Annotated in this window: 23 protein-coding genes; 5 read left to right on the forward strand and 18 right to left on the reverse strand. The window is 65.4% G+C overall.

Going from position 1 to position 22,468, the window contains the following annotated elements:
* Positions 1-228 precede the first annotated feature (228 nt).
* A complete protein-coding gene (locus tag AB4Z51_RS05465; protein ID WP_085401819.1) occupies positions 229-489 on the forward strand; it encodes a DUF1488 domain-containing protein in 261 nt (86 codons plus the stop codon).
* Between the two features lie 52 nt (positions 490-541).
* Here the strand turns inward: AB4Z51_RS05465 and AB4Z51_RS05470 are convergent, their stop codons facing one another.
* Together AB4Z51_RS05470 and AB4Z51_RS05475 are read right to left on the reverse strand one after the other, a co-directional pair.
* A complete protein-coding gene (locus AB4Z51_RS05470) occupies positions 542-1,378 on the reverse strand; it encodes an SDR family oxidoreductase (RefSeq protein ID WP_135214743.1) in 837 nt (278 codons plus the stop codon).
* A gap of 74 nt (positions 1,379-1,452) precedes the next feature.
* Entirely contained in the window at positions 1,453-2,772 is a 1,320-nt protein-coding gene (locus AB4Z51_RS05475) for a solute carrier family 23 protein (RefSeq protein WP_135214742.1), read from the reverse strand.
* 162 nt (positions 2,773-2,934) lie between these two features.
* Here AB4Z51_RS05475 and AB4Z51_RS05480 point away from each other — a divergent pair, with 162 nt between their 5' ends.
* Complete coding sequence (locus AB4Z51_RS05480) at positions 2,935-4,269, forward strand: dicarboxylate/amino acid:cation symporter (protein WP_071909716.1); 1,335 nt, start codon at positions 2,935-2,937, stop codon at positions 4,267-4,269.
* A 25-nt stretch (positions 4,270-4,294) separates the two neighbouring features.
* Here the strand turns inward: AB4Z51_RS05480 and AB4Z51_RS05485 are convergent, their stop codons facing one another.
* Positions 4,295-5,890, reverse strand: coding sequence for an ABC-F family ATP-binding cassette domain-containing protein (locus AB4Z51_RS05485; RefSeq protein WP_135214741.1), 1,596 nt, complete (start codon positions 5,888-5,890; stop codon positions 4,295-4,297).
* Positions 5,891-5,913: 23 nt separating this feature from the next.
* Here AB4Z51_RS05485 and AB4Z51_RS05490 point away from each other — a divergent pair, with 23 nt between their 5' ends.
* Together AB4Z51_RS05490 and AB4Z51_RS05495 are read left to right on the forward strand one after the other, a co-directional pair.
* Positions 5,914-6,081 (forward strand): hypothetical protein, encoded by a 168-nt coding sequence (locus tag AB4Z51_RS05490; protein WP_155257924.1) that lies wholly within the window; start codon positions 5,914-5,916, stop codon positions 6,079-6,081.
* Between the two features lie 39 nt (positions 6,082-6,120).
* Positions 6,121-6,966, forward strand: coding sequence for a tetratricopeptide repeat protein (locus AB4Z51_RS05495; protein ID WP_441497138.1), 846 nt, complete (start codon positions 6,121-6,123; stop codon positions 6,964-6,966).
* Here AB4Z51_RS05495 and AB4Z51_RS05500 read toward each other — a convergent pair.
* The 10 genes from AB4Z51_RS05500 to AB4Z51_RS05545 form a co-directional block, all read right to left on the reverse strand.
* Complete coding sequence (locus AB4Z51_RS05500; protein ID WP_063981063.1) at positions 6,956-7,675, reverse strand: hypothetical protein; 720 nt, start codon at positions 7,673-7,675, stop codon at positions 6,956-6,958. The genes AB4Z51_RS05495 and AB4Z51_RS05500 overlap by 11 nt on opposite strands.
* A 135-nt stretch (positions 7,676-7,810) precedes the next feature.
* Positions 7,811-8,158 carry a RidA family protein gene (locus AB4Z51_RS05505; protein ID WP_135214739.1) on the reverse strand — a complete coding sequence of 116 codons (348 nt, stop codon included), beginning with the start codon at positions 8,156-8,158 and terminating at the stop codon, positions 7,811-7,813.
* A 12-nt stretch (positions 8,159-8,170) separates the two neighbouring features.
* Positions 8,171-9,292, reverse strand: coding sequence for an NAD(P)/FAD-dependent oxidoreductase (locus AB4Z51_RS05510; RefSeq protein ID WP_135214738.1), 1,122 nt, complete (start codon positions 9,290-9,292; stop codon positions 8,171-8,173).
* Complete coding sequence (locus AB4Z51_RS05515) at positions 9,289-10,707, reverse strand: NAD(P)/FAD-dependent oxidoreductase (protein ID WP_441497139.1); 1,419 nt, start codon at positions 10,705-10,707, stop codon at positions 9,289-9,291. Before AB4Z51_RS05515 ends, AB4Z51_RS05510 begins: the two co-directional genes overlap by 4 nt.
* Complete coding sequence (locus AB4Z51_RS05520; protein WP_063981059.1) at positions 10,704-11,000, reverse strand: (2Fe-2S)-binding protein; 297 nt, start codon at positions 10,998-11,000, stop codon at positions 10,704-10,706. Before AB4Z51_RS05520 ends, AB4Z51_RS05515 begins: the two co-directional genes overlap by 4 nt.
* A 29-nt stretch (positions 11,001-11,029) precedes the next feature.
* On the reverse strand, positions 11,030-12,166 hold the full coding sequence (locus AB4Z51_RS05525; RefSeq protein ID WP_441497140.1) for an NAD(P)/FAD-dependent oxidoreductase: 1,137 nt from the start codon (positions 12,164-12,166) through the stop codon (positions 11,030-11,032).
* A gap of 9 nt (positions 12,167-12,175) precedes the next feature.
* The gene (locus tag AB4Z51_RS05530) at positions 12,176-12,982 is read right to left on the reverse strand and encodes an ABC transporter permease (protein ID WP_441497141.1); all 807 of its coding nucleotides are present in this window, start codon (positions 12,980-12,982) and stop codon (positions 12,176-12,178) included.
* A complete protein-coding gene (locus AB4Z51_RS05535) occupies positions 12,979-13,854 on the reverse strand; it encodes an ABC transporter permease (RefSeq protein WP_028151448.1) in 876 nt (291 codons plus the stop codon). The genes AB4Z51_RS05530 and AB4Z51_RS05535 overlap by 4 nt, the downstream gene beginning before the upstream one ends.
* Positions 13,851-14,891, reverse strand: coding sequence for an ABC transporter ATP-binding protein (locus AB4Z51_RS05540; RefSeq protein WP_441497142.1), 1,041 nt, complete (start codon positions 14,889-14,891; stop codon positions 13,851-13,853). Before AB4Z51_RS05540 ends, AB4Z51_RS05535 begins: the two co-directional genes overlap by 4 nt.
* Before the next feature lie 27 nt (positions 14,892-14,918).
* On the reverse strand, positions 14,919-15,956 hold the full coding sequence (locus tag AB4Z51_RS05545; RefSeq protein ID WP_063981054.1) for an ABC transporter substrate-binding protein: 1,038 nt from the start codon (positions 15,954-15,956) through the stop codon (positions 14,919-14,921).
* A gap of 273 nt (positions 15,957-16,229) precedes the next feature.
* Between AB4Z51_RS05545 and AB4Z51_RS05550 the strand changes: the two genes are divergently transcribed.
* Complete coding sequence (locus AB4Z51_RS05550) at positions 16,230-17,147, forward strand: LysR substrate-binding domain-containing protein (protein ID WP_441497143.1); 918 nt, start codon at positions 16,230-16,232, stop codon at positions 17,145-17,147.
* Here the strand turns inward: AB4Z51_RS05550 and AB4Z51_RS05555 are convergent.
* From AB4Z51_RS05555 to AB4Z51_RS05575, 5 genes are read right to left on the reverse strand one after another with little or no spacing between them, the layout of a single operon-like run.
* Positions 17,137-18,510 (reverse strand): amidohydrolase family protein, encoded by a 1,374-nt coding sequence (locus AB4Z51_RS05555; RefSeq protein WP_441497144.1) that lies wholly within the window; start codon positions 18,508-18,510, stop codon positions 17,137-17,139. The genes AB4Z51_RS05550 and AB4Z51_RS05555 overlap by 11 nt on opposite strands.
* Positions 18,507-20,090, reverse strand: coding sequence for an ABC transporter substrate-binding protein (locus tag AB4Z51_RS05560; protein WP_441497145.1), 1,584 nt, complete (start codon positions 20,088-20,090; stop codon positions 18,507-18,509). The genes AB4Z51_RS05555 and AB4Z51_RS05560 overlap by 4 nt, the downstream gene beginning before the upstream one ends.
* Positions 20,091-20,112: 22 nt before the next feature.
* Positions 20,113-20,769 carry an aspartate/glutamate racemase family protein gene (locus AB4Z51_RS05565; RefSeq protein WP_135214729.1) on the reverse strand — a complete coding sequence of 219 codons (657 nt, stop codon included), beginning with the start codon at positions 20,767-20,769 and terminating at the stop codon, positions 20,113-20,115.
* An 8-nt stretch (positions 20,770-20,777) separates the two neighbouring features.
* Complete coding sequence (locus AB4Z51_RS05570) at positions 20,778-21,662, reverse strand: polysaccharide deacetylase family protein (protein WP_135214728.1); 885 nt, start codon at positions 21,660-21,662, stop codon at positions 20,778-20,780.
* Positions 21,649-22,464, reverse strand: coding sequence for an ABC transporter substrate-binding protein (locus tag AB4Z51_RS05575; protein ID WP_167768037.1), 816 nt, complete (start codon positions 22,462-22,464; stop codon positions 21,649-21,651). The genes AB4Z51_RS05570 and AB4Z51_RS05575 overlap by 14 nt, the downstream gene beginning before the upstream one ends.
* Positions 22,465-22,468: the final 4 nt, after the last annotated feature.

Genomic DNA, 22,468 nt, shown 5'->3' on the forward strand with positions numbered 1-22,468 from the left:
CGCCGAATAGCGAGGCATATCAAGAAACTATTTGTCGCGATCGGCATTGAATCGGATTGCTGCCCTGTTGCCAAATCTTCATTTGAGAGTGGCGCAACCGGCGCGTCTTCGTCTGGACGGAACGTCCGTGTTCCTGACGTACGCGGGCCGAGCGTCGGCCACCCGGCGAGCCCCGACTCAAACGGCGAAAGGCTGGCGCGCGGCACCTGCAACCTGATCGGCCTGACCATGATCGACTTTCCAAATCACAGCCGCTCGTATGACCGGACGCGGCATGCCGTGCGGTTCTGGGGACACGACAGCGCCATCGAGGCCTCGTTCTTCATCGACGAAGACGCATTGAAGCGGATTCAACCGGGTACCCATTCCAGCGAATCGGGATTTCTGATCGCGTTCGATTCCAACCGCGACTTGATATGTGCCGCTGCGGCCAAAAAGTATGTCCGCGGCAGCCGGGGCTCCTACGACCTGCTCGCGGGAGATTTTTGAGGCGGTCGGCACGGGGTGATGAGTTCGTGGCTTCGGTCGTGAACCCACGTTTCTAGCTCGCCCAGTTCTCGCGAAACTCGGGGAACAGCGTCAGGCCTCCGCAGGCGTAAATGGTCTGGCCCGTGATGTAGCTGGCGTCATCCGAGGCGAGGAAGGCGAACACGGCGGCGATCTCTTCCGGCGTGCCGACCCGTCCCAGCGGAATGTGGCTGGTGACGACGCCGCGCTTGACGGGATCACCGGTCCAGGCCGCGTTGATCGGCGTGTCGATCGCGCCCGGGCCGACCGCATTGACGCGAATGCCGCGGCCGGCGAATTCCAGCGCCAGCGTGCGCGTCAGATTGGCGATGCCGCCCTTGCTGATCGAATAGGCGAGATAGCCCGGCTTCGGGATGATCTGGTGGACGCTGGAGCAGTTGATGATGCTGCCGCCTCCGCCGCGCGCGACGAAATGGGCAAGCGCCTTCTGCGCGCAGACCACGGCGCCGTTGAGATTGACGTCGATGATGCGGCGGTAGGTGTCGATGTCGAGCGCCTCGCTCGGCGACTCCCGCTGGAAGCCGGCATTGTTGACGAGACAGTCGAGCCGCTTCCAGCGCGAAAGCACTGTCTCGAACATCGCGGCGACCTCCTGCTCATTGCTGACATCGGCCCTGACGACGACATGATCGAGCTTGCCGTGGCCGCGGTCAGCCGATCCTGTCCTTGCGAGCGCGAGCGTCTCCTCGGCCCTCTCGGGGTGATCGACATAGTTGATGGCGACGGTCGCGCCCTCCTGCGCGAGCCGAATGGCGATGGCGCGGCCGATGCCTTGCGAGGCACCGGTCACCAGCGCGTATTGGCCGACGAGGCGGGAGGAAAACGGGGTCGAGCGATCGGTCTGCGGCATGAGCTTTCTCCGGGGATGCTTCATCATGGACGGAACCGGCGTTTTGTTCCATCCCGCTTGCGCATCGCAGGGATTCACCCGGCGCGGCGCGCGAGCGGCGAGGTCAGGATCTGGTAGAGAATGATGGCGCCGAAGGTCGCCGTGCCGATCCCGCCGATCGTAAACGCGCCGAATTTGAACGTGAGGTCGCCGGCGCCCGCGGTCAGCGCCACGGCGACGGTGATCAGGTTCGCAGGATTGGCGAAATCCACCTTGTTCTCGACCCAGATCCGTCCGGCCATCGCGGCGATCAATCCGAACAGCACGATCGAGAGGCCGCCGATGACGGGGCCGGGAATCGACAGGATCAGTGCGCCGAACTTCGGCGAGAAGCCGAGCAGGATCGAGACCGTGGCCGCGAATGCAAACAACAGTGTCGAATAGACCTTCGTCGCCGCCATGACGCCGATGTTCTCGGCATAGGTGGTGACGCCGGTGCCGCCGCCGCAGGCCGCCACGATGGTCGCGAGGCTGTCGGCGAACAGGGCGCGGCCGAGATAGCCATCGAGGCTCCGGCCCGTCATCGCGCCGACGGCCTTGATGTGACCGAGGTTCTCGGCGACGAGGATGACCGCAACCGGCGCGATCAGAAAGATTGCATCGGCCTGGAAGGTCGGCGTGGTAAAGCTTGGCATGCCCAACCACGGCGCGGCCGCGAGCTGCGCGAAGTCGATCGGCTTGCCGAAGCCGAGGCCGTTCGCGAACAGCAGGTACAGGAGATATCCGCCGATCGCACCGAGGATGATCGGCAGGCGGCGCCACAGGCCTGGAGCGGCAACGGCCACCACGCCGATGATCAGAACCGTCGCGAGCCCGATCCAGGTGTCGAACGCGTTGACGCTCACCGCCTTGACCGCCACGGGCGCGAGATTGAGGCCGATCGCGGCGACCACGGCCCCGGTGACGGCCGGCGGCATCAGGCGCTCGACCCAGCCAACGCCGGACCACATCACGATCAGCGCGATCACGCCGTAGAGCACGCCGGCGCCAACGATGCCGCCGAGCGCGACGGAGAGATTTGGATTCGGCCCCTGCCCGGCATAGCCGGTGGCGGCGATGACGACGGCGATGAACGCGAAGCTCGAGCCGAGATAGCTCGGCACGCGCCCGGCGACGATGACGAAGAAGATCAGCGTGCCGATGCCGGAGAACAGGACCGCAACATTGGGATCGAACCCCATCAGCAACGGCGCGATGATCGTCGAGCCCGACATTGCGACGCAATGCTGGAGACCGGAGACGACGGTCTGGCCCCATGACAGCCGTTCCTCCGGCATGATCACGCCCGAGGCCTTGAATTTCCAGCGCGGAAAATAGCTCTGCGGCTGCGCGTCCGAGCCCATCGTGGTTGTCATATTCCCCCCGTTGCGGTGCAGCGACTGATCTTCGTGCGATCCGACAAAAATGTGATTGTCGCTTCTGCGGAGACCATCACATGATGCGAGTCATGCAAGATTCAAAGCTTGCAAAATCCAGATCTTGCAGGATCAAAATCAATGCGTTCCGGGGCACACACTATGACACAAGTCGCGATCCAGCCAGCCGTCCATCGCCGGCATCAGCCCTGGTACAAGATCCTCTACATCCAGGTCCTGATCGCGATCGCACTCGGGGTGCTCATCGGCTATTTCTATCCTGATCTCGGCAAGGAGCTGAAGCCGCTCGGCGACGGCTTCATCGCGCTGATCAAGATGATGATCGCGCCTGTGATCTTCTGCACCGTGGTGCACGGCATTTCCTCGATGGGCGACCTCAAGCGCGTCGGCCGGGTCGGGCTGAAGTCGCTGATCTATTTCGAGACGGTCTCGACCGTCGCGCTCGCCATCGGCCTGCTCGTCGGCGAGATTCTCCAGCCCGGGCACGGCTTCAACATCGATCCCGCCACGATCGATCCGAAGTCGGTCGCGACCTACGTCACCAAGGCCAAGGAGGAAGGCATCGTCGCCCATCTGATGGCGATCATTCCCGACAGCTATGTGGGCGCGATCGCGCGCGGCGACCTGCTTCAGGTGCTGCTGATCTCGATCCTGTCGGGCTTCGCCATCGCCTTCCTCGGCAAGGCCGGCGAGCCGATCGCGGAGGCGATCGACAAGGCCGCGAAAATGTTCTTCGGCATCATCCGCATCATCGTGCGCGTGGCGCCGATCGGCGCGTTCGGCGCGATGGCGTTCACCGTCGGCGCCTACGGCCTCGGCTCGCTGCTCAACCTCGCGGCCCTGATCGGCACGTTCTATCTCACCAGCATCCTGTTCGTGTTGATCGTGCTGGGCTCGATCGCGCGGCTCTCCGGCTTCTCGATCCTGCGCTTCATCGCCTACATCAAGGACGAACTCTTGATCGTGCTCGGCACCTCCTCGTCGGAAACGGTGCTGCCGCAGATGATCCAGAAGATGGAGCATCTCGGCGCCTCGCGCTCGGTGGTCGGCCTCGTCATTCCGACCGGCTACAGCTTCAACCTCGACGGCACCAACATCTACATGACGCTGGCGACGCTGTTCCTCGCGCAGGCGACCAACACCCATCTGACGATCTGGCAGGAGCTCGGCATTCTCGGCATCGCCATGATCACCTCGAAGGGCGCCTCGGGCGTGACCGGCGCCGGGTTCATCACGCTTGCCGCGACGCTCTCGATCGTTCCCGACATCCCGATCCAGTCGATCGCGATCCTGGTCGGGATCGACAAGTTCATGAGCGAGTGCCGCGCGCTGACCAACCTGATCGGCAACGGTATCGCCTGCGTCGTCATCAGCATCTCCGAAGGCGAGCTCGATCGCGAGGCTCTGCACGAGACCATGGCTCATCCGCTGGAGATGGGCGAGGCGCTGGAACCGGGCGGCAGCGCGGCCTCGTAGGCCGCGCCACGCAGCCGGTAGAGCCTCAGAGAGTCGCGTTGGCGACCAGCTCGACCCTGCGCGCGATCTCGATCGCCTGCAGGAACGCCTCGTCGTGACTGACCACGAGCAGCGCGCCGTCATAGGCCCTCAAGCCTGCCTCGACGGCTTCGATCGAGTCGATGTCGAGGTGATTGGTCGGCTCGTCCAGGATGAGCAGGGACGGCGGCGTCGACCCGCCTAGAACGCAGGCGAGGCCCGCACGAAACAGCTGTCCGCCACTCAGGCTCCCCACGATCTGCGAGGCGGCATCGGCGCGAAACGCGAACCGGGCCAGAGCAGCATGGCACTCGTTCGCGCTCGCTTTCGGATTGAGACGCCCGAAATTGTCCAGGATGGAGATCGCGGGATCGAGCAGGCTGACCTTCTGGTCGAACAGCGCGAAGTCCGGCCTGACCCGCACGGTGCCCGCGAACGGGCGCAACTCGCCTGTGACGAGCTTGAGCAACGTTGTCTTGCCGGAACCATTCGGCCCGACGACCCCGACGCGCTCCGGGCCGACGAGCGTGAGTGAGAGATCGCGCAGGACCGGCTGCTCCGGCTGATAGCCGGCGTTGACGCGATCGAGCCATACCACCTCCCTGCCCGCCGGCAGGCCGGTCGGGGGCAGCTTGACCGACAGCGGCTGGCGAATCTCGACGCGCCGGCGAGCCGTGTCGACGGCCTCGATCGCCTCCGCGCGCCGCCGCTCGGCGATCTGCGCGGTCTTTCCGCCGCTGTCCTCGCTGCGGTCCTTGCGTGCACCGGCGAGAATGCGCGGCATGTCGCCCTTGGCGCGCTTCTTCCTGCCGCCGCTGTCCTTGCGCGCCTTGCGTTCCGCCGCCTCCTGCGCCTTGCCGTCGATCTCGGCGAGATGCTTCTCGGCATGCGCAAGGTCGTGCCTGACGGCGGCGAGCTCGATGGCCTTCTGCTCGCGGTAACTGCTCCAATTGCCGCCGTACCGTCTTGCCCCGAGCGATGTCATCTCGACGATGGCATCCATGGTCTCGAGCAGGTCGCGGTCGTGACTGACGACGATCGCCCCGCCCCGCCAGCCTGCGAGCAGGTCGACCACTGACTTACGTCCATCCCGATCGAGATTGTTGGTGGGCTCATCGAGCAGCAGGAAGTCCGGCTCGGCGAAGACCAGCGCGGCCAGACGGATCCGCGTGATCTGCCCGCCCGACAAACGATCCAGCTCCGTGTCGGTATCAGGATCGAACCCGACACGCGCGAGCGCGGACGCAAGCCGCGCTTCAAGCGTCCAGTCGACGTCGGTGACTTCGTCGGCGAATGCATCGCCCCGCTCGGCACGGCGAAGCAGCTCCAGCGCTGCGCGCGCGCCGAACAGATCGATCACCGCGGCGCCCGCAGGAAGCTGGACGTCCTGGCGGAGCATTCCCACGGTTCCGCTCACGAGAACGCGTCCCGCTTGGGGAATGTGCTCTCCGGTGATCGCAGCAAGCAGCGTTGTCTTGCCGACGCCGTTGCGGCCGACGAGACCAGCCCGTTCGGCACCAAATGTCAGGTTGAGGTCGGAAAGGAGAGGACGGCCGTCAGGCGTGGACAGCGAGAGGTTCGACAGAATGATCGATGCAGGCATGGAATTCCCCGTGAGCAAGGCGGATGGGCGTTGCGGTCGGGGTGAAATCCATGGATGCGAAACTCCTGATTGATGTCTCGCTGATAATCCCGCCGGGCGCCGAGATCAAGGCGCATTCCGTGCGACGCGTCCGCGCCAATCAGCAAAGCATCACGAAGCTGTTGATGGACGCTGCATGGGGCATGCGGTAAGGGGCAAAAAACAACGTGTCTCAACCAAGAGGCCATCTCTTGAGCGGCAAGCCGAATAGCCCCCTCGCCCAACTGCTTCAGCAAGCCTTTCTGGCGCTACGTGCAAAGCAGTTCGACATTGCAAGGCAGCTTGCGACCGAAGCCCTGAAATCAAATCGCACCGACCGGAATGCCGTGCTGATCCTCGCCCATGCCCTGCTCGGCCAGGAGCGTGCGGAGGAGGCGATTGCGCCGCTGGAGAAAGCCGCGAAGCGCAATAGCGATCCCGAAATCGAGACGCTGCTCGGCCATGTGCTGTGTGCCGCGCGGCGCAGAAGCGATGGACTGGCGCAACTGCGGCGAACCACAGCGCGCCGTCCGCCCTATCTGCTCGCGTTCCAGGAGCTGGCGGGCCAGCTTGCGAACGCCGGCGAGGTTGGCGAGGCGGTCGGGATGATCGAGCAAGCCCTCGCGCTCGCCCCGGCCAGCGTCGATCTGCAACTCGACCTTGGCCGCATGCATGTCCGGAATAACAATCGCGCCAAAGCGCGTACCGTGCTGACCGCGGCGCGCGCGATCGGGCCGGGACGCACCGATATCCTGACCGAACTTGGCTGGGCCGAGCTTCTCGACGGCGCCTATGCGGAGGCCGCCGACACCTACCGTCACGCGCTCGGGCTTCGCCCGGACGACGCTCTCTCCCGCGCCAATCTCGCGATCTGCCTGATGGAGATGGGCGAACGCGATGGCGGCGAGGCGGCGCTGCGGTCCGTGTATGGCGGACGGCCGCAGATGCTCAGCCGCGCCGCCCTCACACTCGCCGCCTCGTCGCACGGCCGCTTCTTCTTCCGCCCGAGCGCCGCGGCGAAATTCCTGGGAGCCAGGCCCGAGCGGGCTACGCCCTGAATTTCCGCCGGTACAGACCCGGCTCGCGCTTCAGCGCGGCGCGCAGGGCGTGGACCTTCTGCGCTTCATCCTCGGTGAAGGCCGAGGTCTGCCGCGTCCAATCCTCACGCTTGACCGGAATGCATTGCGCGATCGGTGTGCCCTTGGGCAGCACGCCGCGAAAGCCCGTATTGTGCCAATGCGCCGGAAAGTGGATCCAGCTGTCGCGATAGCGATCGCAATCGACGAGGCCGCTCAGCGTGATGAACGGCAGGTCGAAGCGATTGACCGGATGGGTGAAGAACAGCGAATAGCCTTCCGGCGCCTCGATGGTCCAGAGATTGTGAAACTTGATGACGAAGCGATCGGCCTCGAACAGCGGCGAGCCGGTGAGCTGGCCCTGATCGTGAAAGCTGATCGGCGAGCGCGGAAAATCGATCTCACCGCCGGGCGGGATGTCGTTGTCCCAGCTGATCTCGCCATCCTCGACCCTGATATCGCAGATTAGCGGGATCAGGAAACCGCATGTCATCGCGTCGATGAACGGCGGGCAGCGCTTAACCGTCTCGTCATCCTGCTGATTGAGGGCACTGAAGGCCGTGGTCGGCATCGCCTTGAGCCAGTCGGGAACGCCGAGATTCGCCGGCACCGGCTGCGGCAGCAGGCCTTCGAGTTCTCCGGGGCAGCGAAATTTGATCGCGAGCTTGTTGTTATTATTCTGCGAGGACATTGGGCATTCCAGCCGAGTCCCCTACTGATAAACGGAAACTGCGGCGCGTCAAAGCGCCGCAGCTAATCCAGACCATTACATCTTCGTCATGTTCGGATCGACGGCTCTCTTCACGGGCCCGTGAGAAGAGCGCAATCAGCCCTTGAGCGCAGTGACCACCACCTCGATCAATGCACCGCCGCCGAGATCGGCAACGCCGACCGTGGCGCGCGTCGGTAGGTTGTCACCGAAGAATTCGGTCCAGACCGCGTCCATCTCCTTCTTCTTGGAAAGATCCGTGACGAAGATCGAGGTGCTGACGACGCGCGACCTGTCGGTGCCGGCTTCCTTCAGATAGCCGGCGATCTTGCCGAGGATGTTGCGGGTCTGGTCGCCCATGGACACGGAAGTGTCGTCGGCGATGGTACCGCCGATGAAGACGAAGCCGTTGGCCTCGACGGCGCGGTGCATGATGGGCGTGCGGATGCTGCGGGTGATGCTCATGATGTCCTCTTCTTAGAGCGTGGAAGGATGGAAACGGCCGATGCCGAGATCGCCGATTCGGGTCTGGGTGCCGCCATTGACGATCAACTCGGCCATCACGGCACCGGCGCCGGGGCCGAGCTGAAAACCGTGCAGCGAGAAGCCGAACTGATGATAGAGGCCCTTGTGGCGGCTGCTTGGTCCGAACACGGGGATATCGTCCTTCATCTTCGCCTCGATGCCGGCCCAGGCGCGGACGATCGTCGCGCTGCGCATCACCGGGAACAGCTCGAACACGGTGCGCGCGCTGATCGCGAGGCTCTTCCAGTCCAGCACGGTCTCGTTGCGATCCTGATAGGGCGTCGCCAGATGGCCGCCGCCAATCAGCACGGTGCCGTTGGAGAATTGCTTGAAGGACAGTTTGCGCCCGCGCAGGATCACGACGGGGTCGATGAAGTGCGGCACGCGCGAGGTGATCATCAGCATCGGCGCCACGGTCTCGACCGGAACGGGCTCGCCGAGTGCGGCCGCAATGTTTCCGGCCCAGGCGCCGGCGGCATTGACGAGCACCGGCGCGGCAAAGGTTTCAGTGCCGACATCGACGTGCCAGAGGCCGCCGCTCTGACGGATGTTGCTGGCCGCCATGCCCTCGCGCACGGTCGCGCCGAGCTGCTCGGCCTTGCGCCGGAACGCCGTCGTTGTCTGCGCCGGATTGGCGGCCCCATCGCGGCGCGACACCACGCCGCCCGGACATGTCTCAGCCACGGCCGGCACCAGCCGCCGCAATTCAGTCGCGTCGATCAGCTCTTCATGGGTGAAGCCAAGCGCGTTCAGCTCGGCGACCCGCGCGCGGCAGACCGCGAGCTCCTCCTCGTTCTCCGCGACGAGAACCTGACCGTAACTCTCAAAGCTGCAATCGTCGTCGAGGAGATCGGTGATCTTCTCCCAGATCCCCATCGAGCGGATCGAGAGCGGGATTTCCGGGATGTGGCGCGCGAGCTGGCGGACGCCGCCGGCATTGACGCCGGAAGCATGGCGGCCGGCGTAGTCTTTCTCGATCAGCACCGGCTTCATGCCGGCGAGGCACAGATGCAGCGCGGTCGAGCATCCGTGGATGCCGCCGCCGACGACGATCGCATCCACGTTTTGGGTCATCCGCGCACCACCGCCTTGACGTCGGCCTCGCTCTTCGGGACGGAGGCGAGCTCGGCGAGCGTGATCGGCTTGACCGGCGCGCGCAGCCGGTAATAGCCGATCTCCTGTGCCGTCTTGCCCCGCGCCTGCGCCATCAACTCGGTGACCGTGAGGCCGCAGAGCCGGCCCTGGCACGGCCCCATGCCGGTGCGGCGATAGGCCTTGAGCTGGTTCGGGCCAGTCGCGCCAATGGCGACGGCATCGAGAATGTCCTTCGCGGTGACTTCCTCGCAGCGGCAGACGATGGTGTCGCCCGAGGGAATGCGGAACTGCGGCGCGGGGCGGAACAGCATGTCGAGGAAGACGCGGCCGCGCTCGGCCTTGGCGAGATCGGCGCGGAGCGTCGCCATCGGCGCAAGTTTTGTCACAACCGCAGGCGCCAATGCCTCCACCGCCGCGCGCGCCGCGATGCGGCCACGGACCACAGCCGCATTGGCACCGCCGATGACGGCGCCGTCACCAGCGATCGCGATGCCCGCGACCGACGAATTGCCGCTCGCGTCTAACACCGGCGACCAGCACAATTGCAGATCATCCCAGCGATGCTCGATTCCGGCCGACATCGCCAGATTGACGTTGGGCACGACGCCCTGATGCAGCAGCAACAGGTCCGCCGGAATCGTCTCGCGCTTGCCGCCGGCGACATAGCTCACATTCGCGAGCTGGCCATCACCGGATGCCGAGAGCTCGGTCACACCTGAGACGACCTGCACCTTCGCCTTCACCTCGCGCATCATCGACAGGCCCTTGGTGAAATAGGGCGAGGTCAGGAAGGCGAAGGCATGCGGCAACGCGGCGAAGTAGTTGCCTCGCTCGGTGGTGTCGAGGATGCGATCGATGCGGCCGCCGAGGCGCAAAATCTGCGCGGCGAGCAGCCAGAGCAGAGGCCCCTGCCCCGCGATCACCGTGCGTCCGTCCGGCACCAGCGCCGATGATTTCAACATCGTCTGCGCCGCGCCCGCGGTCATCACGCCCGGCAAGGTCCAGCCGGGAATCGGGAACGGCCGCTCCAGCGCGCCGGTCGCAAGGATCACGCGCTGCGCCTTGAGGAAAGCGGATGCACCGCCGATCGAGACGGCGATCTCGAGGTTACGGTCGAGGCTCCAGACGGTGGCGCGGTGGATAATCTCGGCGCGGCTCGCGCGGAGCGACTGAACGAGATCGGCACCGACCCAATAGTCGGCGCCAAGCTGGTTGCGGTCGGTCACGGGCGTGGACGAGATGGCGCGAAACACCTGGCCGCCGGGGCCGATGTTCTCGTCGAGCAGCAGCGTCGACAGGCCGGCTTCGGCGGACGTCGCAGCGGCCGCGAGGCCGGCGGGCCCGGCCCCGATCACCACGACGTCATAAGCTTCGCGCTTGGGAGCCACAGTCATTTTCCGATCTCCCGCTTGCCCTTCTGAATCTCGATCTGCATGCCCTCGGCGACGGGCACCAGGCAGCCCTGGCGGTTACCGACGCCGTCGATGGTGACGAGGCAGTCGAAGCACACCCCCATCATGCAATAGGGCAGACGCGGCGCGCCGCTCACTGCGGTCGAACGGCGCGCATCACAGCCGGAGGCCAGCAGTGCGGCGGAGACGGTGTCCCCCTGACGCGCCGCGATGGCCGTGCCATCCACGAAGATCTGGACCTGCGGTCGCTTGTCCTGTTCGGATCGTCTAAACATGGGATGCCTCTTGGCTCCTTGAGATATCTCTAATAGCCGCTGTTGTTCGCAGCACCGGCGGCGCCGAAACGGCTGGCCGAGAACGCGCCGACCAGCTCCGGCTCGAGCGCGCCAGCTGCGACCATGCGCGCGATCTCGAAAGCGTGGTTGGAGGCGAGCGTCACGCCGGAATGGCAACAGGCCACGAAGGCGCCGGGATGCGTCTCCGACTGGTCGTAGATCGGAAAGCCGTCCTGCGGCATGACGCGGATGCCGGCCCAGCTCCTGACCACGTTGAGCCGCGCCAGATGCGGAAACATCCTTTGCGCGCGATCGGCCATCACGGCGCTGACGGAATGCTTCAGGGTGCGATCGTCGAGCTCGTCCTCCTTGCTGTCGCCGATCATCACGGTGCCCTCGTCGGTCTGGCGGATCGTGGTCAGCGGGTGCGGCAGGAACGGCATGGTGCGCTCGGTCACCACGATCTGGCCGCGGGTCGGGCCCATCGGCGCGTGGAGGCCGACCATCGGTGCCAGCGTCTGGTTGGCATTGCCGGCCGCGAGCACGATCTTGGCGGCGCGCAGTTCGCCCTTCGGCGTGGTCAGGTGGAATTCGCCACCGCTCTTGCTGATCGCCGAGACCGGGCGCTCCGGAAAATAGTCGATGCCGAATGCCTTGAAGCCGGTGTGGAAGGCACGGAAGGTCCGCAGCGAATTGACGTGGCCGTCGAGCGGACAATAGCTGCCGCCGGACACTTCCGGCCCGATCAACGGCAGCGACTTCTTCACCTCGGAGGCGGAGAGCATCTCCATCTTGTAATCGGCAGCGCCGGTCTGGTTGTGCATGCGCTTGACCAGCTCGGTACGTTGGCCGAATTCGTCGTCGCCGAGGGTGAGATGGAAGCCACCATTCTGCTGAAGCGAGACATCGAGGCCGGTCTGTTGTTTCAACTCGGAGGCAAGCCGGCTCCACGCTTGTGACGCCTGCACGGTCCAGACGGTATAGGCGGGCATGCCGAGGCCCTTGCTCTGGACCCAGACCAGCGCAAAATTCGCACGCGAGGCGCGCTTGGTGATGTCGCCTTCGTCGAGCACGGCCACGCGCTTGCCGAGCCGGCCGAGGCCCCAGGCAATGGCGGAGCCGAGCAGTCCGCCRCCGACCACAGCGACGTCGTAGTCTCCTGACATAAATTTCTCCTATCGTCCCGTATCGCCCTTGCCGGCGAGCACGCGGTCGAGCCCGTAGAAGCGGTCGAGCAGAATGAGGGCGGTCATGGTGATCGCGATCACGCAGGCCGAGACCGACGTCACCAGCGGATCGATGTTGTCCTGGATATAAAGGAACATGCGCACCGGCAATGTCTCCGTGCCGGGCGCCGCGAGGAAGACGGTCATGGTGAGATCGTCGAAGGACTGGATGAAGGCGAGCGCCCAACCGCTGATGACGCCGGGCAGGATCAGCGGCAGCGTCACGCGGCGAAACAAGGTCCAGCCGTTGGCGCCGAGCGAGACTGCCGCCATCTCGACCGAGAGGTCCATGCCGGTCRCCGCCGCCAGCGTCAGCCGCAGCGCGAACGGAAACACGATGATGACATGYGCGATGATCAGCGCGGCAAAGCTGCCGCCGAGGCCGGCCGAGGTGAAGAAGCGCAGGAAGGCGATGCCGAGCACGACATGCGGGATCATCAGCGGCGACAGGAACAGCGCCGCGAGCGCATCGCGGCCGCGGAAGCGATAACGCGCGATCGCCAGCGCTGCCGGCACCGCGAACAGCAGCGCCACGAAGGATGAGAGCGCACCGAGCCCCAGGCTGACCCAGAAGGCATGGATGAACTCGGGATAGTTGGCGATCGCCCTGAACCAGCGCAGCGAAAAGCCGTTGGTCGGCAGCGACAGGAAGCCTTCGGGCGTGAAAGCAACGAGGCATACCACCAGGATCGGCGCGACCATGACGATGACGAAGATGGTGTGGAAGATCAGCGCGAGCGGGCCGTTCCGGCTCATCGGAACACCTCCGCGTAGCGGCGCTCGATCAGCGCGTTGCTGCCGACGACGATCAGCACCAGCGCAACCAGCAGCAGGGTTGCGACCGCTGCACCGAGCGGCCAGTTCAGCGTGTTGAGGAATTCGTCATAGGCCAGGGTCGCCGCGACCTTGAGCCGACGGCCGCCGATGATCGCGGGCGTCGCGAAGGCACTGGCGGAGAGCGAGAACACGATGATCGCGCCCGACAGCACGCCCGGCATGATCTGCGGCATGATGATGCGGCGGATGATGGTCACGGGTCCCGCGCCGAGCGACATCGCGGCGTTCTCGATCTGCGGGTTGAGCCGCTGGAGCGCGGCCCACACCGACAGCACCATGAACGGCATCATCACATGGGCGAGCGCAACCACCATCCCTGTCTCGGTGAACATGAAGGGAATGGGCGAGCGGATCACTCCGAGCGACATCAGGAGCTTGTTGACGAGGCCGTTGTTGCCGCCGAACAGCAGCGCCCAGCCAAGCGTCCGCGCCACCACGGAGATCAAGAGCGGCCCGAGGATGATCAGCAGGAAAAAGCTCTTCCAGCGGCCGCTCATGCGGTTGAGGATGTAGGCTTCGGGGGCGCCGAGCAACGCGGTGAGCAGCGTTGTCAGGATCGCGATGCGAAACGTCCGCCAGAACATTTCTGCGTAATAGGGATCGGTCGCGATCTCGTGCCAGTTCTTCAGGATGAAGACCGGCTCGATGCCCTTGTACTGGCCCCAGTCGTGGAACGACAGCATCACCGTCATCGCCAGCGGAATCAGCAGCACGCCCACGAACAGCATCAAGGCGGGCGCGGTCAGCGCCCACGGCGCACGCGCGCTGCGCTCCTCGGCGGCCGTGCTCATGCGCCTGCCCTCGCGCGCACGCTCATGTCCTCGGGCCGCCAGACGAGGCGAACCGCCTCGCCTTCAGCCGGCGGCGCCGTCCCGTCATTCTGGCGGATCACGATCGCCGGCCCGCATTCGCTGTCGCACTGGAACAGCCAGTGATTGCCCTGGAAGATACGCGTGACGATCTTTGCGCCGAGCCCCGTATCGCCAAAGCCGATCCGTTCGGGGCGAATGCTGACAGTGACAGGGCCACTGAGCCCGGCCGGCGCCGGCGCGTTCCAGGAGCCAGCCACCAGCCGCACCGGCGTCGCGGTCCGATCAATCGTCGCCGCAAAGTCGTTGGTCTTGCCGAGGAACTGCGAGACGAAGGCCGAGGCCGGCTTCTCATAGGTCTCCTGCGGCGAGCCGATCTGCTCGATGCGGCCCTGGCTCATCACCACGATGCGGTCGGACAGCGACATCGCCTCGTTCTGGTCGTGGGTGACGAGGATCGTGGTGGTGCCGATGGTGCGCTGGATCTGGCGCAGCTCGATCTGCATCTCCTCGCGCAGCTTGGCGTCGAGATTGGACAGCGGCTCGTCGAGCAAGAGCACGCTCGGCTTGATCACCAGCGCGCGCGCCAGGGCCACGCGCTGCTGCTGACCGCCGGACATGCGGCGCGGATGGCGGTCCTCGTAGCCGGCAAGCCCGACCATCGCGAGCGCGGCGCGGACGCGCTCGGCTCTTTCGGCGCGCGGCACGTTGCGCATCTCGAGGCCGAACGCGACGTTCTCCGCCGCCGTCATGTGCGGAAACAGCGCGTAGCTCTGGAACACGATGCCGAGCCCGCGCTTCGCGGGATGGATCGCGGTCAGGTCCTTGCCCTCCAGGCGGATCGCGCCGCGTGTGGGATCGAGGAAGCCCGCGATCATCTGCAGGGTCGTGGTTTTGCCGCAGCCGGACGGGCCGAGGAAGGAGATGAACTCCCCCTTCCCCACCGACAGGCTGAAGTCATCGACCACAGTCTGCGCGCCGAACTGTTTTGCGACCCGATCGAGCTCGAGATAGGCCATGCGCTGTCTCCGCTACGAACGATCAGATCAACGCTCGACCTCGCGATTCCAGCGCTTGGTCCACTCCTCGCGCTTCTCGTTGATGACCGTCCAGTCGGGATTATAGAGCTTTGCCGCGCGCTCGCCGATCGGCGCCATCTTGCCGAGCTCCGGCGGTACCACCAGTGATTTCAGCACCGGGCCGTAGCCGTAGTCCTTCAGCATCACGAGCTGGATTTTTGGGTCGAGCAGCATCTTGACGAAGTTTGAGGCCAGCGGCGAGGCATTCGGCTTGGTGATCGGACACGCCGTCGTCAGCAGCGTCGCCGCGCCTTCCTTCGGATAGACGAAGTCGACGGGGAAGCCGGTGTTGGCGAAGCTCTGCACGCGGCCGGTGCCCCACACCGCGATCACGGCCTGGCCGGATTGGAACAGCTCGGTCATCTTGCCCGGCGACGGCTCATAGGCGAGCACGTTCGGATTGATCTGCTCCTTGAAGATCTTGAAGCCGGAATCGACGTTGGTCTCGCCGCCGCCGTTCATCTTCGACAGCATCACCAGCGCTTCGAGGCCGTAGGTGTTGTTGATCGGCGGGATCACGAGCTGCTTGGCGTATTTCGTGTCCTTGAGATCGTTCCACGAGGTCGGCGGCGCCCAGCCTTTCTCGGCGAACACCTTGGTGTTGTACATCAGGCCGGTCGCGACGATGCCGATCGCAACAGCGCGATCGTCCTTGAAGCGGGCGGTGTCATAGAGATCGGCGGCCGGCAAGCCTTCGAGCTTGCCGCAGAAGCCGAGCTGGATCGCCTGGTACATCGGGCCGTCGTCGACGATGGCGACGTCGATCTGCTGATTGCCCTTCTGCGCCTGGAGCTTGGCCAGCGTGTCGGTGGAGTTGCCGGCGACGTACTCGACCTTGACGCCATTCTCCTTCTCGAAGGCCGGGATCACCTCATCGCGGATGGTCTTCTCGAACGAGCCGCCGTAACCGGCGACATAGAGCGTTTTCTGCTGGGCCGAGGCGGCCGACGGGACAGCAATGAGCGCTGCGATGCTGACCGCGGTCAGAAGGCTGAGAGTCTTCATATGGACCGATCTCCAATATCGGAATGAGGTGACGTGCCGACAAATCTCTGACCGAGGCGCCTTCCGCATTTCCTTCCGCGCCAACCCTCTCCGGACAGGGCTCCGGCCCCTGTTCGCTAGGTTTTGGCGCGATCTGGAGGTTTGAACCCCTCCAATCTGCCGAAAAAGCGGGCTGTCTCCAGTCCTGATGAAAAAGATCGCAAACCCTGGCTTCCATCGTCCAATGAATAATGGCACCCTCTGCATGCCTAAATGTTATGGATGGAAATTGGGATGGCGCGGATCAATTCGCGGCAGGTGGAGGCCTTCCGCGCGACGATGCTGACCGGCAGCGTGACTGAGGCGGCAGCGCTGATGACCGTGACGCAGCCGGCCGTGAGCCGGTTGCTGCGCGACCTCCAGGCGCTCCTGAAAATGGAGCTGTTCGAGCGGCGCGGCACTGGCCTCGTGCCGACCGCCGCGGCGATGGCGCTCTATACCGAAGTGGAGCGCTCCTTCGTCGGGCTCGAACGCATCACGGCGGCGGCGGAAGAAATCCGCGGCCGTCGCACCGGGTCGCTGCGGATCGCAGCTCTGCCGGCGCTGTCGAACGGCTATCTGCCGCGGCTCGCCGGACATTTCCTGAGAGAACGGCCCAACCTCAACCTCGCCTTCTTCGGCGTGATCTCGCCGATCGTGGTCGATTGGGTGCTCAACAATCAATGCGACATCGGCTTTGCCGAGGTGCCGATCGCCCATTCCGGCCTGCCGAGCCAGCGGCTGCCCGCGTTGGCGCGCGTCGCGGTGCTGCCGACCGGTCATCGCCTCGCGGAGAAGCAAGTTCTGGAGCCGCGCGATTTCGAGGGCGAGACGTTCGTCTCGCTGTCGGCGGGGTCGTCGAGCCGTCACCTCGTCGACCAGGTCTTCCATCGCCACGACGTCCGCCGCGTGCTCAGGGTCGAGACCACGCTGTCGGAGATCATGTGCGGCATGGTGTCATCAGGGCTTGGCGTCGCGATCTGCGATCCCTTCACCGCGCAGGAATTTTCCACCCGCGGCGTCGTCGTGCGCCGCTTCCTGCCGCGTATCGACTTCGAATTCTCCGCGGTCTTTCCAGCGCAGCGCAGCCCCTCGCCCGTGGCGCTCGATCTGGTCGAGACCATGCGCAAGGCGCTGGTTGAATTCGAGGACGACGCAACACTCAGCCGTTGAACGCGGCCTGCGCCTCCGGCAGGTCCCAGATCTTGCCGATCGCAGCGGAGCCTGCCGCCGTGATCGCCGTTTCGTCGGCGCCGAGATAGCATCCCTCATCGACCAGCATGCGGCCGTCGACCATGACCTGATCGATGTTGGCGCGGTTGGCGAGCGCGATCAGCGCGCGGCGCGGATCGAACAGCGGCTGAAGATGCGGATGGGTGAAATCGACGACGGTGAGATCGGCGGTCGCGCCGGGCTCGATCCGGCCGAGATCAGGCCGCTTGATGACGTCGGCGGCCACGGCCGTGTTGGCCTCGATCAGTTCCGGCGAATTGGCGACATCGGCGCGGGCCGAGGTGACCTTGGAGATCAGCGACGCAGCATTGAGTTCGCCCAGCAGATCCATGTTGTAGCCGTCGGTGCCGACCACGGTGCGGACGCCGTGCTCGGCGAAGCGGCTGAACGCCGCGGTGACGCCGGCGCGCGCGAACACGCGCGGGCAATTCAGCACGGTCATGCCGCGCGCGGCCATCAGCCTGAGATCGTCGTCGGTGCTGAACATGCAGTGCGCCGCCATCAGGTCCGGCGCCAGCAGGCCGAGCCAGTCCAGATATTGCGCCGGCGTGCGGCCGCCATAGCGCTTGCCGATGGTCTCGACCTCGGCACGGCTCTGCGCCATGTGCGTCGTGATGGGCACGCCAAGCTCGCGCGCCCGCGCCGCGCAGGCTTTCAGCAGATCGGGACCACAGGTGTCGGTGGCGTGCGGGCTCATCGCAAGACTGATGCGGCCGTCGCCGCGATTGTTCCAGCGCTGATAGAGCGCGTCCCACGTTGCCATGTCGGCGGTGCCGTCGTCGCCGGAGTACTGCACGACGCCATCAGGGCCCGCCTTGGCGTCGGACGTCGAGAACAGATAGGGCGCGCCGTAGAAGCGGATGCCCATCTCCTCGGCTGCATCGAACATTTCGGGGATCGAATTCCGGAACGGCTCCATCACGGTGGTGGCGCCGCCCTTGAGGAGCTGGAGGATGCCGAGCCGTGCGACCGCGAGGCGCTCTTCCGCCGACAGGATATCGGCACCGCGCTTGGTCAGCGGCAAGAGCACCGTATAGACGATGCTCTGGTTGTTCTTGCGGCCGTTGCCGTCCTCGGTATGGCTGCGCGCCACGGCCTCAGAGAAGCAGTGATTGTGCAAATTGAGCAGGCCCGGCAAGACGAAGCGGCCGGGCCGGTCGTAGACCTGATCCGCGCTTGGCTTGTCGCGGGTGATTGCCGCGATCTTCTTGCCTTCGACCAGAACCCAATGGTCGCGCAGCACATCCTGCGCGCCGTCTTTCCGTGACAGTAGATAGCTGCCGAAGATTGCTGTGGTGCTCATGCGGGGCGTACGTTCCAGAAGACGGCGGTGCCGTCGAGAATGCCGGTGATGGCTTTGCGATAGGCGGTCGGCTGCTTGTACAGGCCGATCGGAATATAAGGTATTTCCTCGAACGCCACCGCCTGGATCTCGCGGCAGATGCGCTGCTGCTCGGCAAGCTCGGAGGCCGCCAGCCACTGGCTGCGCAACGGCCCCATCCTCTCGCTCGCATACCAGCCGGCGACCTTGCCTTCGCCGCGGATGTTGGTGTTGCCGGCCGGATTGAGCCAGTCGATGCCCTGCCAGTTGCCGACCGCCGCACTCCAGCCGCCCTGCCCGATCGGGTCCTTCTTGAGCTGGCGCTGCAACACGACGGCGAAATCGAGCCCGGCATATTCGACGTTCATGCCGGCCTTGCGCAAGCTGTCGACCGCGATCTCGCCGAGCGGTTTTTGCGCCAGCGAGTTGGTGGGGACCAGCACCACGACCTTCTCGCCATTGTAGCCCGCGGCCTTCAGCTCGGCCTTGACCTTGGCGTAGTCGCGCGGACCGCGGAACACGTCGAGGCCGACGTCGCTCGCCATCGGGGTATCCGGCGCGAAATAGCCGATCGGCGAGACCTGGAAAGCCGGATCGGTACCGGCCACGGCCGTCATGAACGCGGACTGGTCGATCGCACCCAGCAGCGCGCGGCGAACAGCAGGATTGTCGAACGGAGGCTGAAGATGATTGAGGCGCAGCATGCAGGCGTAGCCTCTGGGGTCAAGGATGCGCGTCTCGATATCGCCGGCCGCCTTGATGATCGGCAGCAGATCGTGCGGCGTGGTCTCCTGCCAGTCCTGCTCGCCGGTCTGGAGCGCGGCGACGCCGGTGCCGGCATCGGGCGTCGTGGTCCAGACCACGCGATCGTAGTGCACGATCTTCGGTCCCGCGGTCCAATCCGGCTTGCCGTCGGTGCGCGGCTGGTAGCGCTCGAATTTGGCATAGGCGTTGCGCGCGCCCTGCACGCGCTCGTCGGCGAGATAGCGGAACGGGCCACTGCCGATCACCTCGGTCAGCGGCTTGAACGGGTCCTGGCTCGCCAGCCGCTCCGGCATCATGAAGCRGGGATTGATCGCGGCCTTGCCGAGCGCCTGCGGCAGCAGCGGGAACGGACGCTTGAGACGGAAACGGATGGTGCGGTCGTCGGCAGCCGAGAGCTCGGCGGTCGCCTCCAGCAGTTCACCGCCAAAGCCGTCGCGCGCGGCCCAGCGGCGGATGCTGGCGACGCCGTCGCGGGCCAGCACACGTTCGCCATCGTGCCAGAACAGGCCGTCGCGCAAGCTGAGGTCCCATTGCAGCAAGTCAGCGGAGATGGCGTGGCCCGACAGCATCTGCGGCGAGACCTGCAGCGAGGAGCTCATGCCATAGAGCGTATCGTAGACCATGAAGCCGTGGTTTCGCGACACCTGCGCGGTCGAATAGATGGGGTCGACGAAGGCGAGGTCGATGACGGGAATGAAGCGCAAGGTACTCTGCGTTTCGGCGCGGACGATGCCCGGCAGCGACAGCGCCGGCACTGTTGCGGCAGCCTTGAGGAGCGAGCGGCGGGAGATAGGCATTACGAGAGGCTCCTGAAGGATCTTACGTGTTCAACAAGACCGCGCCGATCGCAGCGGCCACAGCCTGCTGCGCCGGCTCGATCACGGGTACGCCGATCGCGTCCGCGATCGCCGCGCGGTGCGACGCCATGCCAGCGCAGCCCATCACCACGACATCGGCGCGGCATTGCGTGACCAGCGCGCGGCCGGCGTCGATCAAGCGGCCGCGGATGTCGGCACCCGCTGTCTCCGCGGCACTCGCGCCGACCGACCAGCTTCCGGCGTAACGGCTGTCGACGCCCATCACCCGCGCCATGCGTTGCTGGCGGCGGATGCTCGACGGCGACAGCGCGATGACGCCAAAACGTTCGCCCAGCATCAGCGCGCGAAAGATGCCGCATTCGGCGATGCCCAGCACCGGACGGCGGCCTGCCGCCTCGCGCACCGCATGCAAGCCGGGATCGCTGAAGCAGGCGAGCACGAAAGCATCCGCATTGTCGCGCGTGACGCGGTTGACCAGCGGCATGACGACGCTGTCGGCATCGCGCTGCGAGCTGATGCCCGGCGGTCCCTCGGCGAGGCCGACCACCTCGATGTCAGGTCCGCCGGCGATGCGCAACGGCGCGACCGCCTCGTCGATAGCCGCCGTCACCGACGCCGAGGAGTTGGGGTTGATGACGAGGATGCGACGACGGGTCATGGTACTGCTCAGCGGTTACCGGCTTCGTGGCGCAGGAAGTTTTCCGCGATCTTCTCGCCGGTCGTGATCCAGACATCCGGGCACGACTTTGCGTAGGTCAGGAACTCGCGCAGCAGGCGTAGCCGCATCGGACGGCCGCTGCATTGCGGATGCAGCACGGTCGTCACCATCGCGCCCCAATCCCTGGTTTCGTCGAGTTCGTCCTTCCAGATCGAAAGCACGTGCTCCTTGGGGAAGATCGAGCGCGGGCTGAAGCGGGCAGAGAGGCCGTGCATCCAGTCGTCATAGCTCGCGGTGACCGGCAGCTCGATCGTGCCGGGCTTGCCGTCGGCGAGACGATGGCGGTAAGGCCGCACGTCGTCGCGGAATGAGGACGTGTAGACGATGCCATGACGTACGAGTGCTGCGCGCAGCTCCTCGGTGAACTCGCCATAGGGCGCGCGATAGCCGGTCGGCCTGACGCCGAGCCGGCGCTTCAGCGCCTCGAAGCCGCGCTCCAGCTCCTCCTCGATCCAGGGATCGCCGGGATCGGGCAGCAGGTGGTGATAGCCGTGATGGCCGATCTCGTGGCCCGCCTTGAGGATGGATTCCGCCATCGCCGGATGCGCGTCGACCGACCATCCCGTGACGAAGAAGGTCGCCTTGAGATCGAGCTGGTCGAGCAGCTCCAAGAGTTTGGGCGTACCGACGCGGGCCTCATAGCCGCCATAGCTCATGGTGATGAGCCGCTGCGCGTGCACCGCGTCCTTGCTGGTCCACGCGCTCTCCGCGTCGACGTCGAAGGACAGGAACATCGCCGAAGTGTACGGCTTCGGCCAGGGATATTCCGGCGCGAGATCGGCGGTGTTGGCCGGAACGAGCGGGATGCTCTTGAGTGCCTTACTGTCCAGCATTGATGGTCGCCTTCTCTAATCCGTTGTCGTTCAGTTTCCACTTGGCAAGCAGGGTCTTGTAGGTGCCGTCGGCGATCAGCGCATCGACCGCTTCGAGAATGGCCTGCTGAAGTGCCTTTTCCTTGACCGGCAGGGCGATGCCGGTGAATTGCTGCGCGATGGGCTCGCCTACGGACGCATAGGCGCCGGGCTCGAGGTCCATGATGTAGGGCAGCGTCTCGTTGCCCTGGGCGGCGGCATCGATGCGGCCCTGCCTGAGCTGGGTCCGCGCGTCGGCCGAGCCGTCGGTGCCCACGAACTGGATCGGATTGCCGCCGCAATTCTTCTCGCTCCACGCCGCGATCTGCGCCGGGAACATGGTCCGGCGGCTGGCGCCGACTTTCTTGCCGCAGAGCGATGCCGCGTCCTTGAACTCCGCCTTGCGCGACTGCTGCACGAAGAACTGCGGGCCGCTCCTGAGATAATCGACGAAGGACGCGATGTCGTGACGGCTCGCGTAGTCCGTGAAGCCGGACAGAATGGCGTCCACGCGCCCGGTCGAGATCGACGGCATGAACTCGGCAAAGCTGGTCTCCTGCCATTCGATCTTGACGCCGAGCTTGCGGCCGATGGCTTCGCCGAGATCGATGTCGAAGCCGGACAGCGCGTTGGTGGCGGGATCGCGGAACTCCATCGGCGGATAGTTCGGCACCAGCGCCACCTTGAGGCTGCCGCGCTTGGCGATCTCCGCCGGCAGCTCGATCGCCAATGCCGAAACGGTCATGGCGCCGAAAAGCGCCGCCGCAACCCAAAGTCTCTTCATCAAC

It is taken from the genome of Bradyrhizobium sp. 2TAF36, assembly GCF_052114925.1.
GTDB classification, from domain to species: Bacteria; Pseudomonadota; Alphaproteobacteria; order Rhizobiales; family Xanthobacteraceae; genus Bradyrhizobium; species Bradyrhizobium barranii.

Excerpts from the sequence above, each read along its gene's own strand:
- AB4Z51_RS05545 (WP_063981054.1), bottom strand. The coding sequence starts at position 15,956 with ATGAAGACTCTCAGCCTTCTGACCGCGGTCAGCATCGCAGCGCTCATT.
- AB4Z51_RS05510 (WP_135214738.1), bottom strand. The coding sequence starts at position 9,292 with ATGACCCAAAACGTGGATGCGATCGTCGTCGGCGGCGGCATCCACGGA.
- AB4Z51_RS05540 (WP_441497142.1), bottom strand. The coding sequence starts at position 14,891 with ATGGCCTATCTCGAGCTCGATCGGGTCGCAAAACAGTTCGGCGCGCAG.
- AB4Z51_RS05485 (WP_135214741.1), bottom strand. The coding sequence starts at position 5,890 with ATGCCTGCATCGATCATTCTGTCGAACCTCTCGCTGTCCACGCCTGAC.
- AB4Z51_RS05475 (WP_135214742.1), bottom strand. The coding sequence starts at position 2,772 with ATGACAACCACGATGGGCTCGGACGCGCAGCCGCAGAGCTATTTTCCG.
- AB4Z51_RS05465 (WP_085401819.1), top strand. The coding sequence starts at position 229 with ATGATCGACTTTCCAAATCACAGCCGCTCGTATGACCGGACGCGGCAT.
- AB4Z51_RS05505 (WP_135214739.1), bottom strand. The coding sequence starts at position 8,158 with ATGAGCATCACCCGCAGCATCCGCACGCCCATCATGCACCGCGCCGTC.
- AB4Z51_RS05565 (WP_135214729.1), bottom strand. The coding sequence starts at position 20,769 with ATGACCCGTCGTCGCATCCTCGTCATCAACCCCAACTCCTCGGCGTCG.
- AB4Z51_RS05520 (WP_063981059.1), bottom strand. The coding sequence starts at position 11,000 with ATGTTTAGACGATCCGAACAGGACAAGCGACCGCAGGTCCAGATCTTC.
- AB4Z51_RS05575 (WP_167768037.1), bottom strand. The coding sequence starts at position 22,464 with ATGAAGAGACTTTGGGTTGCGGCGGCGCTTTTCGGCGCCATGACCGTT.
- AB4Z51_RS05470 (WP_135214743.1), bottom strand. The coding sequence starts at position 1,378 with ATGCCGCAGACCGATCGCTCGACCCCGTTTTCCTCCCGCCTCGTCGGC.
- AB4Z51_RS05550 (WP_441497143.1), top strand. The coding sequence starts at position 16,230 with ATGGCGCGGATCAATTCGCGGCAGGTGGAGGCCTTCCGCGCGACGATG.
- AB4Z51_RS05490 (WP_155257924.1), top strand. The coding sequence starts at position 5,914 with ATGGGCGTTGCGGTCGGGGTGAAATCCATGGATGCGAAACTCCTGATT.
- AB4Z51_RS05480 (WP_071909716.1), top strand. The coding sequence starts at position 2,935 with ATGACACAAGTCGCGATCCAGCCAGCCGTCCATCGCCGGCATCAGCCC.
- AB4Z51_RS05515 (WP_441497139.1), bottom strand. The coding sequence starts at position 10,707 with ATGACTGTGGCTCCCAAGCGCGAAGCTTATGACGTCGTGGTGATCGGG.
- AB4Z51_RS05570 (WP_135214728.1), bottom strand. The coding sequence starts at position 21,662 with ATGCTGGACAGTAAGGCACTCAAGAGCATCCCGCTCGTTCCGGCCAAC.
- AB4Z51_RS05535 (WP_028151448.1), bottom strand. The coding sequence starts at position 13,854 with ATGAGCACGGCCGCCGAGGAGCGCAGCGCGCGTGCGCCGTGGGCGCTG.
- AB4Z51_RS05555 (WP_441497144.1), bottom strand. The coding sequence starts at position 18,510 with ATGAGCACCACAGCAATCTTCGGCAGCTATCTACTGTCACGGAAAGAC.
- AB4Z51_RS05500 (WP_063981063.1), bottom strand. The coding sequence starts at position 7,675 with ATGTCCTCGCAGAATAATAACAACAAGCTCGCGATCAAATTTCGCTGC.